The sequence below is a fragment of the Caballeronia sp. EK genome (genome assembly GCF_014384845.1).
Classification (GTDB): domain Bacteria; phylum Pseudomonadota; class Gammaproteobacteria; order Burkholderiales; family Burkholderiaceae; genus Caballeronia; species Caballeronia jiangsuensis.
The window spans coordinates 176,252-193,525 of the sequence record NZ_JACSUE010000001.1 but is presented as its reverse complement, the minus strand read 5'-3'; the positions used below and the strand labels follow the sequence as shown (position 1 = coordinate 193,525).

Below are 17,274 nucleotides of genomic sequence, written 5' to 3'. Positions count from 1 at the left end.
TTGCCGGCTACAGGTCGAGCCCGAGTTGCGCGCGTCCGAGCGGCGACAGATCGTCGACTGTTGCGCGGCCCGTGAAATCGGTTTCGAAATGATCGGCCGGGAAGTCAGGCGGACTTTCGCCTTTCAGGAAACTCGGCGACTGCCGTTTGAGATAGGCATCGTTCTTCGCGCATGCGGGCGCGGAGGCGATATACATCACGTTGCTGTAGCCCGCGCCCTTGTGCTCGTCTTCGACTGCGTGGATGACGTCGCTGTGCCAGAACACGGTATCGCCCGCTTCCATCTTCGGGATGGACGACAGCGCTTCGAACAGCGGCGCGTGAAATTCCGGCTTGATCGAGAGCGCGCGTCCCGGCATCGCGCCGCACAGATCGTCGTCGGCGACATCGTCCTGAAGGGCGCGCAGGAGGATGTACACCATCGCGTTGGCGATGGGCACGAGTTGCAGCGTGCCGTCGCCAGGGCCTTGCGGCGTCAATGCGGTCCAGCCCTGGAACGTGCGGAACATCGAGCAGACGGCAGGCGATGCGATCTCTTCGACATCGGGGCGGAAGGCGGCATCGAACGGATCGTAATCGCGCCAGTCGCCCGCGAACACATGTCGATACACCTTGCGGAAATTGCCTTCGATCCAGCGTTCGACCGAGCCGCCATCGCAATGCGCCGACAGCCCGAGCGACGCCGAGCCGGGCGGCCGGCGGCGCAGACGATCGGCATAGACGGGCACGCGCTCCGGATCGAAGTGAACGCGCCCTTCGCTTTCGTTGCGCCAGAGCTTGTTGAGAAAGACACGCGCGGCCGTGAGCGACGCCGACTGACGCGCCAGCACTTGCGGCTTCGACCAGTACACGCCGTAAATCTGCGGCTTGCTCGATGCCAGTTGCCCGAAGTATTTGTCTTCGGCGCGGTTCTCGAGGCGCTTGTCGAGATGGTTACGCTCGACGTACTGCGCGATGTCGTCGTCCCAGCTTTGCACCTGCTCGCGAGGAAAGACATTGCGGATCACGCATGCGCCGCGCGATTTGACGAGCGCAATTTCATCCGCGCTCACACGTTGTCCGGCGATGTCGGAGAACCGGATCTCGGGAATGACGTTCTCTCCGCGATCGCGTTGCGCGGCGATTCGCTTCGCTTCTTCACCGATCGATTCTTCGACTTCTGCGAAGACTTCCCGGTAGTTCGGCAGCGCCGCGCGCAGTTCCTTTTTCGCCTGCCGGATCGCGCTCGACAAGTCATCGATTTTCAGCGCCATGATCGTCTCCACGTAAATTTCTGTGCGAAAAGCATATGACGCCGGCGCAGGCGCGGGTGATACTATTCAGGCAATTCATTCGCACTTTCGGCCATGAAACCAGCGTACGAACATGTCGAGTTCGGCGAGGATTGTTCGGTGCGGGTTTACCATCGGCGGCTTCCGCGCATTCCGTTCGAATGGCATCACCACCCGGAATACGAGCTGACGCTGACGATGAACAGCCAGGGCAAGCGCTACATCGGCGATTCGGTCAACGACTATCAGGCCGAGGATCTCGTGCTCGTGCCGCCCGATTTGCCGCATACGTGGTCATCGAACCGGTCGATCGATTCCGGCTTGCCGCAAGTCGCCATCGTCATCTGGTTCGACGGCGAGTGGGCGCGGCGCATGGCGGATTGCTGCCGTGAATACGAGCCGCTTCGCAAGCTCTTGCGCCGTGCGGCGTGCGGACTCGCTTTCGAGCCGGCTGTAGGGGAATGGATGCGCGGCCGCCTCGGGCCGTTGCTCTCGAACGCGCCACGCGAACGCCTGAGCGCGGCGCTCGATATTCTGTGCACGCTCGGCGAAGCGCCCGGCCATCCGCTCGCGTCGCCGAGCGCGTTCAATCAGACGAACGCGGGCCCATCCGGCCACGAACCGGAGAGGATCAATCGCGTCCTTTCGATGATCGATGCCCGCTTCGCCGAACCGCTGCGGCTCGCGGAGCTCTGCGCGGCGGCCAGCCTGTCGGAACGCACGCTGACGCGCTATTTCGTGCAGCATATCGGCGAGAGCGTCGGACGGTATATCGCGCGGGTTCGCATCGGCCATGCGTGCCGGATGCTGGGCGACACGTCCTTGCCCATTTCCGTCATCGCTGCCCGCTCGGGCTTTGCGAATGTCGCCAATTTCAATCGGCAGTTCAAGGCCGCGAAGCAGACGACGCCGGCCGAGTATCGGCGTCGGTTTCTGGCTGCGGGCATCGCGGAGAAGGACACGGCGACCAGCCTGACCGAACGGTCTCCGTCGCTGCAACGAAAAACGAAAGCCGCGCGGCGGCGAAACGGCGAAGCGGTCGACGCTTAGCCGGTATCAGCCATGTCGGCTGCAAACGCGCGTCTATGCACTCTGCGCGATGTAGCTGATTTCGCGTTTCGCTGGCGTAAGCACGCGGACGGGCGTACCGCCTATCCAGGCTCGAATGTTTTCAACCGACTCGCCATAGTAGATGCGATAAGACTCATCGGTGACGTAACCGATGTGCGACGTCGCTATCACATTGTCCAGAGAGCGGAACGGATGCGTTGCCGGCAAGGGCTCCTGATCGAAAACGTCGAGCGCCGCGCCCGCGATGCGTTTCTCTCGCAAGGCATCGATCAGGGCTTGCTCGTTGACGATCGGTCCGCGCGCGGTGTTCACCAGCAAGGCGTGCGGTTGCATCGTGGCCAGTTCGGCTGCGCCGATCAGATCCCGCGTTCGGTCCGATAGCCGTACATGAACCGAGAGGATATCGCTGGAAGCGAACAGCTCCTCCTTCGGCACGTAAAGCGCGCCATGCTTCGCGGCCGACTCCCGGGTCATGTTCTGGCTCCATGCGATCGTGCGCATCCCGAAAGCCTGCGCCACCCGCGCGGTCGCGCCGCCGGTGTAGCCGAGGCCCAGAAGTCCGATCGTCCTGCCATGCAGGTCGCCACCGACCGATACTTGCCAGCCTCCGTTCCGGAACGAAGCGACTTCGCTCGGGATGTGCCGCGTCGCCGCGAGGATAAGCGCCCAGGCAAGTTCCGCCGCGGCCGTTGGCGACGATGCGGTCCCGCAAACCGTGATGCCGAGTTCATGCGCGGCTTCGATATCGATGGCTGCGTTCCACGGCCCCGTGCTTGCCAGCAACTTCAGATTCGGCAACCTGGACAGGATGCGTTGCGTGAACCAGGTGCGCTCGCGCATCACGCACAGGATGTCGTAGGGTTGCAGACGCTCGACCAGATCGTCCTCGTCACTGATCGTGTTCGTGAAGACGGTGATGTTGGCGTGTTCGCGCAAGCTGTCCCAGTCTCCGAATCGAAGCGCGGTGTTCTGGAAATCATCGAGAATGGCAATGTTGTGCATATGTCTCAGTCTGTTCCTGTCGAATCGAATTCGGCCGATACGTCCGTCATCCTGTGCATCGGTCCTCTCGTTGCAGATCATGCCTGCGCTTCGCCCCGGCCTCTGAAACCGAGCAACATGACGAGAATGCCCGCCACGAGTATTGCCGTCATCACGTAAAGGCCGCTGACGAGCGTGCCCGTCGCGGTCTTGAGCCATCCGATGACGAACGGACTGCAAAAACCACTCAGCAAGCCGATGCAATTGACGAAAGCGATGCTCGTCGCGGCCGCCGGAGAGCCATTCAGATAGTCCGCTGCGAGCGACCAGATGAGCACGTTCGTGGCGAAGATGCCGACGCAGGCAACCGTCAACAACCCGACGGTCAGCGCGGGAGAATTAGTCGGATGCGACACGAGCAATAACGCGACGGCGCCTATGAAGCCCGCGATGGCCGCATGCCACCGGCGCTCGAGCATCCGATCCGAGCTTCGGCTTATCGCGACCATGCCGATCGCGCCCATGCCGTAGGGTATGACGGAAAGCCATCCGAGCAGGGAAAGATTCGAAATGCCCGCGTCTTTCATCACAGTCGGGAGCCAGAACGTCACCGAATAGGTTCCGCAGACAAAGGCGAAATCGATGAACGCCAGCATATAGACTTTCGGATCCGAAAGCGCCTCGGCGAGCTTCGCATGACCATGCTGCCCGGCACTGCGCTTTCGCTCCATCTCCACTTCGAAGCCCTGACGAAGCACGCTCTTCTCCGCTTCGGTGAGCCATCTTGCCTTGTCGATGTTGTCGTCGAGCAGGAACAGCGTGACGAGACCCAGCACGACCGCCGGCAACGCCTCGACGATGTAGAGCCATTGCCATCCGGCGAGGTTGGCGACGTGCGCAAGACTCGTCATCGCCCATCCCGACACCGGTCCGCCGACGAGCCCCGCGACCGGGAAGCCGACCATGAAGCACGCGATGATCACGCCGCGCCTTCTCTCCGGAAACCATGAACTCAGGTAGAAGATCACGCCTGGGAAGAAGCCTGCTTCGAAGACGCCCAGGAGCAGACGCACGGCATAGAACTGAGGGACGTTCGTCACGAACGCGGAGCACGCTCCGACGATTCCCCAGCAGATCATGATGCGCGCGATGGTCTTCTTCGCGCCCATGCGCCTGAGCAGCATTGCGCTCGGCACTTCCAGCAGGCAGTACGAGAGAAAGAAGATGCCGGCGCCCAGACCATAGACGCTATCGCTGAAGCCGAGCGCATCCTGCATCTGCAGCTTCGCAAAGCCGACATTGATGCGATCCAGGAACGCGACGACGTAACACACGAAGAGCAGCGGCACGATGCGAAGCGTGACTCGCAGATAGAGCGCGCGCTCGCGCGCGCTTGCGCTCGAGCCGGACTCGAGAGAATCGGCTGATGTCGGATCGGACTCTAGAACGGACTGGTTCACTCGCTGTCTCCATGTCTTGCGGCTAGGGCTAATGTGATCGGCTCGAGAATCCGGCAATCAGGTCAGTCTAAGAAACATCGATGCGCGAAGATAATGAAAAGTACCGATCAGGTGAGACGCCCGGGTTATATCGGTGATAACCAGTAACCGGCTACGCTCGAAGCACCCGTCGATCGGTTGCGTAGCGGCTCTATCTCTGCGACGATTCACCGTGCTTTCATGCACGCATGCATCGATCAGGAGACCGGCTTGAACGACACCACACGGAACGACTCGCCCGATACCCCGCTTCGCTTCAACTTCGTCCTGGTCCACGGCGCCTGGCACGGCGGCTGGGTCTGGCGATCCGTCATGGACGAACTGACCGGGCGCGGCCATCGCGTGATGGCGCCGACGATGACCGGACTCGGCGAGCGCCATCACTTGATCGCATCGGCAACGTCGCTCGATGTGAACATCGCCGATATCGTCAACGTCATCGAAGCAGAGGAACTGAACGATGTCGTGCTCGTGGGTCATAGCTATGGCGGTCTCGTTGCATCGGGCGTCGCCGATCGTATTCCCCACGCGCTGCGCACCATCGTATTCCTCGACAGCCTGCTCGTGGAAAGCGGACAGTGCGCGTTCGATGTCCTGCCCGCAAGCGTGGTCGACGAGCGTCGCGAATCGGTGAGGGCAAGCGGCCAGTCACTCGGCATGCCGGTCAGCGGCTTGAAGGGCACCGGCATTCCGGACGATCATCCGCTTGCCGGCTGGGTTCTCCGGCGGCTCACGCCGCATCCGCTCGCGACCTATACCACGCCGCTTCTGCTCGAGCATCCGCCCGGCAATGCGCTGCCTTGCACCTACGTGCATTGCGCGAATCCTTCGTACGACACGCTGGCGCACGTGCGCGAACACGTTCGGTCGCGACAGCCGGACTGGGGCTGGGAGAGCATCGACACAGGCCACGATGCGATGGTACTCGCGCCCGTCCTGCTGGCCGATCTGCTCGAACGGCTCGCGGCGGCGTCCTAAGCCTTCGAGCGACTCACGCGGCGATTGCCTGCCGATGCACGAAGGTCTTCGGCAATCCCGCGCGGGCGATCGCGCCCGTGAACGGCTCGCCTGGCAGCCATGCGGCGATCGTCTCGCGAATCGCCAGCAGTTCGTCTATATCGATACCTGTGCGCAGGCCTTGCGCTTCGAGCATGAACACCGTGTCCTCGGTGTTGATGTTGCCCGTCGCGTTGGGCGCGAATGGACAGCCGCCCAGACCGCCGAGCGAGGCATCGAACGCACGCACGCCGGCATCGAGCGCGGCCATGACGTTGGCGAGGCCCAGACCGCGCGTGTCGTGAAAATGACAGGCGACGGGCACCTGCCCCGCAAGCGCCAGCACCTGCCGCATGAGCGCACGCACCTGCGCGGGATTCGCGTAGCCGACCGTGTCGGCGATGGTGATCTCCTGCGCGCCGGCTTCGATGAGCGTTTCGACCAGACCCAGCACGATGCTTTCGTCCACCTTGCCCGCGATCGTGCAGCCGAACGCGGTCGCCACGCCCGCGCCGAGCACGATATCGCGGCTAAGTTCGTCGCGCGCCGCCGCGATGCGCACGAAGTCGTCCACCGACTCCGCCGTGCTGCGCCGCACGTTCTTCAGATTGTGCTCGTTGCTCGCGGACAGCACGTAATGCACCTTGGCGAGGCCCACGTCGAATGCGCGCTGCGCGCCCTTCAGGTTCGGCACCAGCGCCGCGGCATGAAGGCCGTCGATGGCAAGCGCGCCCGCCGCGACCTCGACCGCGTCCGCGAACTGCGGCACGACTTTCGGCGGCACGAAGGACGTCACTTCGATATCGGTCACGCCCGCATCGACGAGACGCGCGCACCATTCGAGCTTCTGCTCGCTCGTGAGGATGGTGCGCACCATCTGCAAGCCGTCGCGCAAGCCGACTTCGCGAATCTGCACTTCTCTATCGTTCATGTGAGCTCCGGTTCAGATCGTCGCATCGGCGACCGCATCGCTGCTTTCATCGGTATGTCCGGCGGTAGCCGATGCAGTCGATGTCGCAGGCGCGAGCACCACGGCGGCGATGGCGCCGAGCACCATCAGCAGCGCGATCGCGCCGAGACCGCCCGCCATGCTGTTGGTCATGGTCTTGATCGAGCCGATGATCATCGGACTGACGAAGCCGCCAAGCAGGCCGACACAATTGATCACCGCGACGCCGCCCGCCGCGCCGCTGCCGCGAATGTAATCGGTCGAGATCGCCCAGATGAGCGGATTGGGCGCGAGGATGCCCGCCGTCGCCACCGACAGCGCCGCCAGCGACAACGCGAGGTTGCCCGTCGTGAACGCCGCGACGACGAGGCCTGCCGCGCCGAACACCATCGCGATGGCGCAATGCCAGCGCCGCTCCATGGTGCGGTCGGAATGACGGTTCAGCATGATGAGCGCGATCCAGCTCACGAAATACGGGATCGCCGAATAGCAGCCGATCTGCAATGCGCTCGACACGCCCGCGCTCTTGATGAGCGTCGGCAGCCAGAAGCCGATCGCGAATACGCCGGCGATCTGCGTGAACCACACGAAGCCCATCACATAGACGCGGAAGTCCCGAAGCGCGCGGCCGAAGGTGTGCTCCGTGTGGGTCGTCGAAACGCTCGAACTCCGGCGAATGTCGTGAAGCACGACGGCCTTCTCGCGCTCGGTGAGCCACTTCGCCTGCTGCGGACCGTCATCGAGAAAGAAGAACGCGATCACGCCGAGCACGCTCGCCGGCAAGCCCTGCACGATGAACATCCACTGCCAGCCGTGCAGGCCGAAGTAGCCGTTGAAGTAGGTCATCAGCGCGCCCGACAGCGGCCCGCCGAAAAGACCCGCGATGCCGGTCGCACAGGTGAAGATGGCGATCACCTTGGCGCGCCGCTCGACCGGATACCAGCGCGTGAGATAGAAAATCACGCCGGGATAAAGCCCCGCCTCCGCGAGCCCGAGAAAAAAGCGCACGGTGTAGAGATGCGAAGGCAGCGTGACGAACGCCGTGCCCGCCGCGATCAAGCCCCACAGGATCATGATGCGCGAGAACGTGCGCTTCACGCCGATGCGCGCGAGCAGCAGATTGCTGGGCACTTCCATCAGCACATAGCCGAGAAAGAAGATGCCCGCGCCGATGCTGTAGGTGAGATCGCTGAAGCCCACGTCGTGCTTCATGTCGAGCTGCGCGATGCCGATATTGATGCGATCGAGAAACGCGAACACGTAGCACAGGAACAGGAACGGTATGAGCCTGCGCGTGATCTTGCCGTAGGTCGCTTCGGCGTCCGGCCTGTCGAAGCTGCCGATGTCGGGTGTCATGTCTGTCTCCTCCGGTGAATCCGGGTTTCGGGTCGGCCGTGCCGTTATGGTCTAGCGGCCTTTGAATCGGGGTGAGCGTTTCTCGTTGTAGGCGCTGATGCCCTCGAGACGATCCTCGGTCGGAATCAGCCGGTTGTACGCTTCGATTTCCAGATACAGCCCGGTGCGCAGGTCGCCCTGCATGCCGAGGTCGATCGCCTTCTTCGCCTGCGCGACCGACAGCGGCGCGCTCGTGCAGATGTCGCGCGCCGCGTCGATGGCATCGGCCAGCACACGTCCCGGTTCGCACAGCCGGTTGACGACGCCCCACGCGAGCGCTTCCTGCGCCGTGAACTTCGCGCCGCGCAGGATCAGCTCCTTCGCCCGCCGCACGCCGATGGTCCGCGGCAATTGTTGCGTGCCGCCGCCGCCCGGCATGATGCCGCGCTTCACTTCCGTGAAGCCGAACACCGCGTTCGACGCTGCATAGGCGAAGTCGCAGGCGAGCAGCAGTTCCAGCCCGCCCGCGACCGCCGATCCGTTGGCCGCACAGATGATCGGCACCGGGCAATAAGTGATCGCGCGGTTCATGCGCTCGAACAGATAGTGCTGCACGCCGAATTGCTCGTCGGTCATGCCTTCGCGTTGCTTGAGGTCCGCGCCGCCGCAGAACGCGCGCTCGCCCGCGCCCGTCAGGATCACGCAGCGATACAGCGCCGGGTTCGCTTCGAGCGCGCCGAATACGCGGATGATTTCCTCGCCCATCGCCGTGCTGATCGCATTCGAGACTTCCGGACGGTTCAGCTTGACGATGAGGATCTGTTCGTCGATTTCTTCGAGCGTCAGCGCGTCGAGCGCGCCAGCCAGTTGCGATGCAAGTTTCAAGATGTCTCCAGTGGCGTCTTCGCCAGCAGATGATTGTGTTCGCCGAGCTTCGGCGTGACGCCCGTGTGCGCGGGCCGCGCGCCGCCGAACGAGATCGGCACGCCGACGATCGTCGCCGCGCCGTCGTCGGTGGTGCGCAGCAGGTCGAGCGCCTTGGTCTGCTCGTGCCGCACCACCTGATCGATGGTCTGGATCGGTCCGCACGGAATGCCGGCTCGATCGAGCGCATCGAGCCAGTGCGCGGTGCCGCGCTTGCCGAATTCGACATGCAGCAGATCGATCAGCTCGACCCGGTTGCTCACGCGCGCGCCGTTGGTGACGAAGCGCGCGTCGTCGGCGATCGCGGGAATCGCGAGCACGTCGCACAGGCGGCGGAACAGGCGGTCGTTGCCGGCGGCGACCATGATGGTGCCGTCCGCGCATTCGAAGGCCTGATGCGGCACGATCGCGGCCGTCCCCGAGCCCCAGCGTCCGGGCAACACGCCCGAGGCGAGATAGTCGGCGATCTGGATGCCCGCCCAGCTGATCGCGGTTTCGTACAGCGACACCGACACGACTTCGCCCGCGCCCGTCGCCTGGCGTCTGAAGAGCGCGGCGAGCACGCCGATCGCGGCCCAAAGCCCCGTGCCCATGTCGTTCACCGACACCGGGATGCGCGACAGCGGTTCGCCCGGCTGGCCGAGAAAGCTCATCAGACCGGACAACGCCTGCACGAGCGGATCGTAGCCGGGTTTGTCGCGCAGCGGCCCGGCCGTGCCGAACGCGCCGAGGTTGCAATAAACGAGCGACGGCTTCATGCGCAACATCTGCTCGCCGCCGAGACCGTACTTCTCCGTGCCGCCCGCCTTCAGGTTCTGCAGCACGACGTCGGCGCGACGCGCGATCAGTTCGCGCAACGCCTGCGCTTCATCCGGATTCGACAGCGACATCGCGATGCTCTGCTTGCCGTGGTTCACCGCATGAAACAGCGCGGCCGCGCCATCGACGAAGGGCGGGCCCCAGTCGCGCGCGTAGTCGCCATGCTCCGCGCTCTCGATCTTGATCACCTCCGCGCCCAGCGAACCGAGGATCATGCCCGCGTACGGCGCGGCGAGGCTATGGCCGATCTCGATCACGCACACGCCCGCGAGCGGCAGTGTCTGGCTCATGGTTTCGTGCGTGCTCATGGCGCCGCCACTTCCAACGGCGCGTCGGCCGCCTGCTCCGGCGCCGCATGATTACGTTGCCCGTAGAGTTGGGCCGCCGCGTCCGCGCTGATGTAGCCATCGGCGACATCGGCGTCGATACGCGTCTGCTCGCGTTCGCCCGGATCGCCGTAGCCGCCGCTGCCCGCGGGCTGCACCGTCACTCGATCGCCGCGATACACGACCGTCTGCCCGCCCTTCGCCGCGACCTTGTGCTCGCTGCCGTCCGCGCGCTCGACTACGCACTGAAAACGCGTGCCGGGCTGGCCGCCGAAGTGGCCTTCGGGCGCCGAACGTCCGCGCTCGCCGGAGACCGTGAAGGTGGCTTCGTCATACTCGACGCGATACACGCGCCGCGAGGTCAGCCCGCCACGCCGGCGACCCGCGCCGCCGCTGTCGGTGACGAGCGACCATTCCTCGACCAGCAGCGGCGAAGTCGCTTCGATCATCTCGACCGACTGACTGCCCGCGTTGCCCACATAGACGCGCACGCCGCTCACGCCGTCCTTCTGTGCCCGCGCGCCCATGCCCCCGGCGTGGACATCGTGCATCGTGACGAATTCCTGGCCGGTGCGAACGACGCGCGCCGCATCGGTATCGCGTCCGCTGAAAATCCCCGCGCACGACGCGCAGTTGCTTTGTCCCGTGATGCGCTCGGGCACCGCGGGCGCGAGCGCCTTGAGCAGCAGGTCGATCACGCGCGGCGAGGTTTCCGTGTTGCCCGACACGACCGATGCGGGATAGCGGCAGTTCAGCACGCTGCCCTCGGGCGCGATGATCGTCACCGGCCGATAGCAGCCCTGGTTGATCGGGATGCCGGGATCGGTCAGCGCCTTCACGGTGAACCACGTGCTGTTGCACGTGACCGACAGCGGGCAGTTGATGCCGCCGCGCGCCTGCGGGCCGGTGCCGGTGTAATCGAAAGTGATCTGGTCGCCGGTCTTGGTGATCTTCACCTTGAGCAGCGGGCGCTCCTGTTTCCAGCCCGGCGCTTCGATCGGATCGAGATACTCCTGCGCTTCATAGACGCCATCGGGAATGCGCGCGATCTCCGCGCGGATCAGCTTTTCCGAGTGATCGAGGCTCTGGCTCATCACGTCGCGCAGCGCATCGGCGCCGTACTTCGCCACCAGTTCGCCGATGCGGCGGTCGCCCACGAAGGTGCCCGCGTATTGCGCCTGGATGTCGAGCAGCAGTTCGTGCGCGTTGCGGCTGTTTCTCGTGAGCAGGTTGAGCATGTCCTGCACCGGCTCGTCGTTGCGATAGAGAAACACCGGCGGAATGCGGATGCCTTCGGCGAACACGTCCCAGGTCGTGACGGTGTAGCTGCCCGGCGACTGCCCGCCGATATCGGTCCAGTGGCCGCGCGTCATCACGAACGCGACGATCCTGCCGCCGGCGAACACGGGCCGCGTGAACTGCACGTCCGGCTGATGATTGCCGCCGCCCACGTAGGCGTCGTTGCTGACGATGACGTCGCCGGGGCGCAGGTTCTCGCGCCCGACCGCTTCGACCGACACGCGCGTCGAGATGACGGCCGAGCCGAGCATCGTCGGAATGTCGTTGCCTTGCGCGACGAGTTGCATGTCGGCGTCGAAGATGGCGGCCGACGAATCGCCGCTCGCGTGCATGAGCGGGCTGCCGGCGGTGCGCATCATCGCGATCTTCATTTCACGCGCGACCGCGAAGAGACTGCTGCGGATGATTTCGTAAGTGACGATGTCCATGGATTCAGGCTGCCAGTTCGATGACGAGATTGAGATCGGGATCGACGCGCGCGACATGCGACGCCTTCAGCACCGCGCAACTGCTGTGCTCCTCGATGACCGCCGGCCCTTCGATGGTCGCGCCGACCGGAATCTGCGTGCGCGCGAACACCGGCAGGGTGCGCACGCCGCCATCGAAATACACCTCGCGGGTGCGTACCGGCTTCGGCAGTTCGCCGCCATCGGCGCTCGCCACGCCGCCGCGCCAGCCGGTCGTCGTCACGAGTTGCAGGCGCACGTTGGCGACCACCACCGGCTTGTCCTTGCTGATGAAATTCCATTGCCGCAGATGCGCGTCTTCGAAGGCGCGCACGAGCGCCTCGCGGATGCCCTGCGCCTCGCCCTGCACTTCGACGGTGATGACATCCGGCTGGCCCGCGTAGCGGCAATCGGCGAGGCGCACGGCTTTCACGCCCTGCGCTTCGACGCCGTGCCGCCGCAGCTCGTCCATGCCTTGCGCGGTCAGTTCGTCGAGCGCGGCGTGCAGGGTTGCGTCGTCGATCCTCGCGAGATCGCTTTCGAGCGGGCGCTGATAGTCGTATTGCTGGTCCGCGACCGTCATGCCGAACGCGCTGAAGAGACCCGGCAGCGGCGGTATCACCACGCGGCGGATGCCCATTTCGTGCGCCAGATCGACCGCGTGCACCGGCCCCGCGCCGCCGTAGCAGATGTAGGAGAACTCGCGCGGATCGTAGCCGCGCTCGACCGTCATGATGCGGATGGCCTGAGCCATCAGCGCGTTGGCGACCGAGCGCACGACTTGCGCGGCTTCGGGCACGGAGACGCCGAGCGGCCGCGCGATGACTTCATCGACCACGCGCCACGCCGCCTGCGCATCGAGCTTGAATTCGCCGCCGAGAAAGCTGTCGGGATCGATATAGCCGAGCACCAGATTGCAGTCGGTGACGGTCGGACGCGTGCCGCCGCGTCCGTAGCACGCGGGACCGGGGTCCGCGCCCGCGCTCTCCGGCCCGATGCGCACGCCGCCGCCCGCGTCGATCCACACGATCGAGCCGCCGCCCGCGCCGACCGAATCGATGTCGATGCTGGGCGAGCGCACGGTATAGGTATGCAGCAGGCTCTTGTTGCGCAGCTCGGGGCGGAAGTCGCGTATCAGCGAGACGTCGAAGGTCGTGCCGCCCATGTCGCCGAGGATCGCGTTCCTGAGTTCGCTCTTCTCGCAGTTGCGGATCGCCGCCGAGACGCCGCCCGCCGGCCCCGATTCGAGCAGCACGATGGGCTTGTCCGCGACCATCGCCGGGCTCGCGAGACCGCCGTTCGACTGCATGAAGAGGAACTTGCCCGCGAAGCCGTGTTGCGCCAGCGCGCTGATGAGCCGGCCGATGTAGCGTCCGCACACCGGTCCGAGCATCGCGTTGATGACGGTCGAGCTTGCGCGCTCGTATTCCATCGATTCGGGATTCACTTCGTGCGATGCGCAGATGAAGTGGTCCGGCAACAGGCGGCGCAGCGTATCGACGGCTTCGCGTTCATGGCTTGGATTGACATGCGCGTGCAGGAAGCACACGGCGACGGCTTCGATATCCGACGCCCGGATCTGATCGGCGAGCGCTTCGAGCTGCGCGTGATCGAGCGGCGTTTCGATGCTGCCGTCATGGCGCAGACGCTCGTTCACTTCGAGCCGCCAGCGGCGCTCGACGAGCGGACGCGGGTTGTCGAACAGCAGATCGTACAGATCGGCGCGATCGTGACGCGACACGCGCCTCAATTCGAGGATGTCGCGAAAGCCGCGCGTGGTGACGAGCGCGGTCTTTGCTCCGGTGCCTTCGACGACCATGTTGGTCGCCATCGTCGTGCCGTGGCCGAGGAACGAGACGTCCGCGCTGTCGGTGCCCGACAGTTCGAGAATCCTGCGGAAGCCTTCGATGGTGCCGATGACGCGATCCTTCGGCGTCGTCGGCACCTTGGTCGACCAGATGCGCCCAGTCTCATCGTCCACCATCACGACATCGGTGAAGGTGCCGCCGACATCGAGTCCGATTCTTTTCAATTTGCTTCTCTCCTGTGGATGCGTGATTTCTGGTTCGCTTGCTCATGCCGCGTGTGTTCCGGCTATGATCGAGCCGCGCCGCCGGGCGCCGCGCCGTGACGAACATCGACCGGGCCAGTTTAAAGAGGCATCGACGCGGCCAGATAATGAAACCTTCCGATCAGGTGAGACGTTGGAGTTATATCGGTGATAACCAGTATCGATGCGATATTGAGGCGGCTGCGCGGCAATCATGTCGCGCTGCTGATCGCGCTGGACGACCACGGCTCGCTGCGAAAAGCGGCGCAGCAGGTGTCGCTCTCGCAGCCCGCGACGACCAAGTCGCTGCGCGAAATCGAGTCGATGTTCGGCACGGAGCTGTTCGCGCGTTCGCCGCGCGGCATCGTGCCGAACGAACTCGGGCGCTGCGTGATCCGGCATGCGCGCGCCGTGCGATCCGAGATCGGTGCGCTGCGCGACGAGCTTGCGGCCATCATGCGCGGCGGCGGCGGCATGCTCGCCATCGGCGCCGTGATGGGCTCGATGCCCGAATGGCTGGCGCCCATACTGCGCTCGTTGCGGGAAGTTCAGCCGGACGTGTCCGTCGAGGTCTGGGAGGACAACAGCGCGCGTTTGTTATCGATGCTCGATCAGCGTCTCCTGGATCTCGTGATCGGGCGGCCGAGCATCAGCGTGCATCCGGAAGCTTACGACTTCATTCCGCTCGAGGTGGAGGAAGTGTGTCTGGTCGTGGACGGCGCCGATCCGCTCGCGAGCGTGCAGCGCATGACGCTTGCGGAGCTTGCCGACAACCCCTGGATCGTGCCGCAGGCAGCCCTGCCGATGCGCTCCCTGCTCGAACAGCTTTTCGACGACGCCGAGGTGCCCTTTCCGCGTTACGCCATCGAAACGTCTTCGACGTTCGCCACGTTGTCGTTGCTGCGAGCCAGCGCGGGGACCGTCGCACTGATGCCGTTGAAAGTCGCCCAGTACTTTCAGGTGCACGGAATGATGGCGGTGTTGCCGATCCGCATAGAGCGGCGCGGCGCGCCCTATGGAATCGCGACGCGTCGCGGAGCCACGGCGACCGCTCCGGTGCAGAGATTCATCGAGCTATGCAAGCAAAAGCGGGACGAACAGCTTCGCTAGGGCGCGCATCCTCCGACAAGGCGTCGTGAAGCGTTCGAAATACCGCGTCCACCATCGTCCTTATCTGTGACGAGCATGGACGTCGCCCTGACGCTCCGGCTCCGATGAATCCGGCTGGCCTTACAGCACCCGCATTGCCCCTCTACGACTTTCGATGTAGGTCGTCCGGCTGATTTCGCCCCCCTCCTCCTGCCACTAATTTGTAAGCGCCGACTCGCAGGAACGGCTGCAAAGCCGAAGCGCCTCGGGCCACTCGCTTGGCAGCGAACCGGTCTCCCCAGGAGGGGCCATGTTCAAGAAACTCGACTTCACGGCGATGCACACGGCGCGCCGCGCCCCGGTTCCACACGATGCGGTGCCGTCATGGACGCACTGACCCATCAGGACGCCGGCGCCTTCGCGCGGGAGGGTTATTCGCTCGCCGACCTCTGGCATCGCCGCGCAAGCCTCTCGGATATCGAGATCGGGCATATCTACCGGCTGGTGCTGTCGACGCTCCGGTCCTACTACCCGCCCGAACTGCGCGGCCTGCACGAGGACAAGGAAGAACTGATCTCGCAGTTCTTTTTCTCGCGCGTGTTGCGGCTCGACTCGGAGCAGCGCCCGTCGCACGCGTCCGCCGAGAGCGCGCCGTCCACCGCGTATGCGCTGTGCGCGTACTTTCGCCGCTTTCTGATCGATTGCCTGCGCAGCGCGAGCCTGCAGCGCAATCTGTCGCTGGAAGTCGACGGCGTGCAGGACGAAGTCGACTCCCGCGCACATGCACCCGACGATCCAGTCGAAGCCACGCTCGCCGACTTCGGGCTGAACGAGGCGCGCGTGCGGGCATTCGCACGGGTGTTCATCGCGATGTGCGACGCGCCGGACCGGCTCATCCTCGCGGGCAGCCTCGGCGCGAGCAGCGAACGCAAGGGCGGCCTCAAGGGCGTCGCCGAGCAATACGACGTGCCTTCGTATCACTATCGCGCGCGCAAGCTCGGCGTGACGATGAAGAAGGACGCGACGCCGGCGTGCTTCGCCGCGACGAAAATCGGCCGATGGATGGTGCAGACGCTCGGCATCGAGATCACGCCGGAGAATCGCGACGCAATCCTGATCGTGCTGAACCTGCTCGCGCTGGAAGCGCACGAATGAGCGACGCGCGGCGATGCTTCGGGTCACGAAACGCCTATGCGCCGCGTTCCTTGTCGGCCTGCAGGCGGCCCGCGATGAGCTGCACCAGATACAGCGCGAATTCGGGCTCCTGATAGTAGAGCCGAATCGCGTCGGCGGCCGAAACGGTGCGCATTTCGCAGTCGGTCTTGCATATCACCGTGGACGTGCGCCGGCGCTCCGGCGAGAAGAGCCCGATCTCGCCGAGCACCGTGCCCGCGCCCAGTTCGATGCCGAGCTCCGAGAGCCGCACGACGCCTGTCTCGACGTAGAACATCTGGCCGCTCGGGTCGCCCTTGCGAAACAGCACTTCGCCGGCGCGAAACCGCTGGCTCTCCATCCTTCCGAGCAGCCGCGCAACCGGCAAGAGGCCGTTGACCGCATGATTGACCTGCGTATCGCGGATCTTTTCCATGCGCGCCGCGACCGCGCTCGCTTCGCCGCGGCTCGATACGTTCAGCGCCTTGAAGATCGTCGTCAGATGCGTCTTGACGGTAGCTTCGGCGCAATCGAGCTCGCGCGCGATCATCTTGTTGGAGCGTCCGCGCGCGAGAAGCGCGAGCACTTCGATCTGGCGCGGCGTCAGATGCAGGTCCGGACCGGGCTCGGCCGCGGCGCGCGGCGCGGCCCTTTCCGATGACGCGGACGGCGCGTCGCGCCCCGCTACGAGAAGCGAACGCGGCAGCGACACGCCGCCCGCGAGCACGAGACTCAACGCACCGGTCAGCAGCTCCGCCGACGCGGATTTCTCGACGCATCCCGCGACGCCCGCCGCGATCAGTTCATCGACATGTTCGCGCTTCGCTCTGGCGAGCAGCACGATGACGGGCGTGGTGCGTGCATGGCCGCGCACGACATCGAGCGCCTCGCTCGACTCGCTCATGGAGTCGCCATCCATCACGATGCAATCGGGCTTGCGGCCCTCCGGCCATTCGGCGCCGAGACGCTCGCATCCCTGCACGTCGGCATCCGGCACGAACGCGCGCAGGAGCGCCGCAACGCCGTCGCGAAGCAGTCCCGCCGGTCCGATAAGCAGTATGTACATGC

The 17,274-nt window shown here is 64.8% G+C and carries 14 protein-coding genes; 4 read left to right on the top strand and 10 right to left on the bottom strand.

The genetic code is table 11. The features are described 5' to 3' along the window. Positions 1-7 precede the first annotated feature (7 nt). On the bottom strand, positions 8-1,252 hold the full coding sequence (locus IAG25_RS00810) for a DUF1479 domain-containing protein (protein WP_187603071.1): 1,245 nt from the start codon (positions 1,250-1,252) through the stop codon (positions 8-10). 93 nt (positions 1,253-1,345) lie between these two features. On the opposite strand from IAG25_RS00810, the gene IAG25_RS00805 reads away from it, so the two are divergent. Next, positions 1,346-2,320 (top strand): helix-turn-helix domain-containing protein, encoded by a 975-nt coding sequence (locus IAG25_RS00805; RefSeq protein WP_187603070.1) that lies wholly within the window; start codon positions 1,346-1,348, stop codon positions 2,318-2,320. Between the two features lie 33 nt (positions 2,321-2,353). Here the strand turns inward: IAG25_RS00805 and IAG25_RS00800 are convergent, their stop codons facing one another. Together IAG25_RS00800 and IAG25_RS00795 are read right to left on the bottom strand one after the other, a co-directional pair. Further along, positions 2,354-3,343 carry a D-2-hydroxyacid dehydrogenase family protein gene (locus IAG25_RS00800; RefSeq protein ID WP_187603696.1) on the bottom strand — a complete coding sequence of 330 codons (990 nt, stop codon included), beginning with the start codon at positions 3,341-3,343 and terminating at the stop codon, positions 2,354-2,356. 77 nt (positions 3,344-3,420) lie between these two features. Next, positions 3,421-4,782, bottom strand: coding sequence for an MFS transporter (locus IAG25_RS00795; protein WP_187603069.1), 1,362 nt, complete (start codon positions 4,780-4,782; stop codon positions 3,421-3,423). 249 nt (positions 4,783-5,031) lie between these two features. Between IAG25_RS00795 and IAG25_RS00790 the strand changes: the two genes are divergently transcribed. Then, positions 5,032-5,799 (top strand): alpha/beta fold hydrolase, encoded by a 768-nt coding sequence (locus IAG25_RS00790; protein ID WP_255503457.1) that lies wholly within the window; start codon positions 5,032-5,034, stop codon positions 5,797-5,799. A gap of 13 nt (positions 5,800-5,812) precedes the next feature. Here IAG25_RS00790 and IAG25_RS00785 read toward each other — a convergent pair whose 3' ends face one another. Genes IAG25_RS00785 through IAG25_RS00760 form a run of 6 tightly spaced genes read right to left on the bottom strand, consistent with a single transcriptional unit; the run spans position 5,813 to position 13,947 of the window. Next, entirely contained in the window at positions 5,813-6,748 is a 936-nt protein-coding gene (locus IAG25_RS00785) for a hydroxymethylglutaryl-CoA lyase (RefSeq protein WP_187603067.1), read from the bottom strand. 12 nt (positions 6,749-6,760) lie between these two features. After that, on the bottom strand, positions 6,761-8,122 hold the full coding sequence (locus IAG25_RS00780) for an MFS transporter (RefSeq protein WP_187603066.1): 1,362 nt from the start codon (positions 8,120-8,122) through the stop codon (positions 6,761-6,763). A gap of 51 nt (positions 8,123-8,173) precedes the next feature. Continuing rightward, positions 8,174-8,986 (bottom strand): enoyl-CoA hydratase-related protein, encoded by an 813-nt coding sequence (locus tag IAG25_RS00775; protein ID WP_187603065.1) that lies wholly within the window; start codon positions 8,984-8,986, stop codon positions 8,174-8,176. Then, positions 8,983-10,152 carry a CaiB/BaiF CoA transferase family protein gene (locus IAG25_RS00770; RefSeq protein WP_187603064.1) on the bottom strand — a complete coding sequence of 390 codons (1,170 nt, stop codon included), beginning with the start codon at positions 10,150-10,152 and terminating at the stop codon, positions 8,983-8,985. Before IAG25_RS00770 ends, IAG25_RS00775 begins: the two co-directional genes overlap by 4 nt. Beyond that, the gene (locus IAG25_RS00765) at positions 10,149-11,897 is read right to left on the bottom strand and encodes a hydantoinase B/oxoprolinase family protein (protein ID WP_187603063.1); all 1,749 of its coding nucleotides are present in this window, start codon (positions 11,895-11,897) and stop codon (positions 10,149-10,151) included. Before IAG25_RS00765 ends, IAG25_RS00770 begins: the two co-directional genes overlap by 4 nt. A gap of 4 nt (positions 11,898-11,901) precedes the next feature. Further along, on the bottom strand, positions 11,902-13,947 hold the full coding sequence (locus tag IAG25_RS00760) for a hydantoinase/oxoprolinase family protein (protein WP_187603062.1): 2,046 nt from the start codon (positions 13,945-13,947) through the stop codon (positions 11,902-11,904). Between the two features lie 186 nt (positions 13,948-14,133). Here IAG25_RS00760 and IAG25_RS00755 point away from each other — a divergent pair, with 186 nt between their 5' ends. Further along, positions 14,134-15,075 carry a LysR family transcriptional regulator gene (locus tag IAG25_RS00755; RefSeq protein ID WP_187603061.1) on the top strand — a complete coding sequence of 314 codons (942 nt, stop codon included), beginning with the start codon at positions 14,134-14,136 and terminating at the stop codon, positions 15,073-15,075. A gap of 363 nt (positions 15,076-15,438) precedes the next feature. Then, positions 15,439-16,209, top strand: a complete 771-nt coding sequence (locus tag IAG25_RS00750) for a hypothetical protein (protein ID WP_035499937.1) — start codon at positions 15,439-15,441, stop codon at positions 16,207-16,209. 34 nt (positions 16,210-16,243) lie between these two features. Here IAG25_RS00750 and IAG25_RS00745 read toward each other — a convergent pair whose 3' ends face one another. After that, positions 16,244-17,272 (bottom strand): LuxR C-terminal-related transcriptional regulator, encoded by a 1,029-nt coding sequence (locus tag IAG25_RS00745; RefSeq protein ID WP_187603060.1) that lies wholly within the window; start codon positions 17,270-17,272, stop codon positions 16,244-16,246. Positions 17,273-17,274: the final 2 nt, after the last annotated feature.

Bases quoted from the DNA above. Each gene is read 5' to 3' on its own strand.
- IAG25_RS00810 (WP_187603071.1), bottom strand. From the start codon at position 1,252: ATGGCGCTGAAAATCGATGACTTGTCGAGCGCGATCCGGCAGGCGAAA.
- IAG25_RS00805 (WP_187603070.1), top strand. From the start codon at position 1,346: ATGAAACCAGCGTACGAACATGTCGAGTTCGGCGAGGATTGTTCGGTG.
- IAG25_RS00800 (WP_187603696.1), bottom strand. From the start codon at position 3,343: ATGCACAACATTGCCATTCTCGATGATTTCCAGAACACCGCGCTTCGA.
- IAG25_RS00785 (WP_187603067.1), bottom strand. From the start codon at position 6,748: ATGAACGATAGAGAAGTGCAGATTCGCGAAGTCGGCTTGCGCGACGGC.
- IAG25_RS00780 (WP_187603066.1), bottom strand. From the start codon at position 8,122: ATGACACCCGACATCGGCAGCTTCGACAGGCCGGACGCCGAAGCGACC.
- IAG25_RS00770 (WP_187603064.1), bottom strand. From the start codon at position 10,152: ATGAGCACGCACGAAACCATGAGCCAGACACTGCCGCTCGCGGGCGTG.
- IAG25_RS00765 (WP_187603063.1), bottom strand. From the start codon at position 11,897: ATGGACATCGTCACTTACGAAATCATCCGCAGCAGTCTCTTCGCGGTC.
- IAG25_RS00750 (WP_035499937.1), top strand. From the start codon at position 15,439: ATGGACGCACTGACCCATCAGGACGCCGGCGCCTTCGCGCGGGAGGGT.
- IAG25_RS00745 (WP_187603060.1), bottom strand. From the start codon at position 17,272: ATGTACATACTGCTTATCGGACCGGCGGGACTGCTTCGCGACGGCGTT.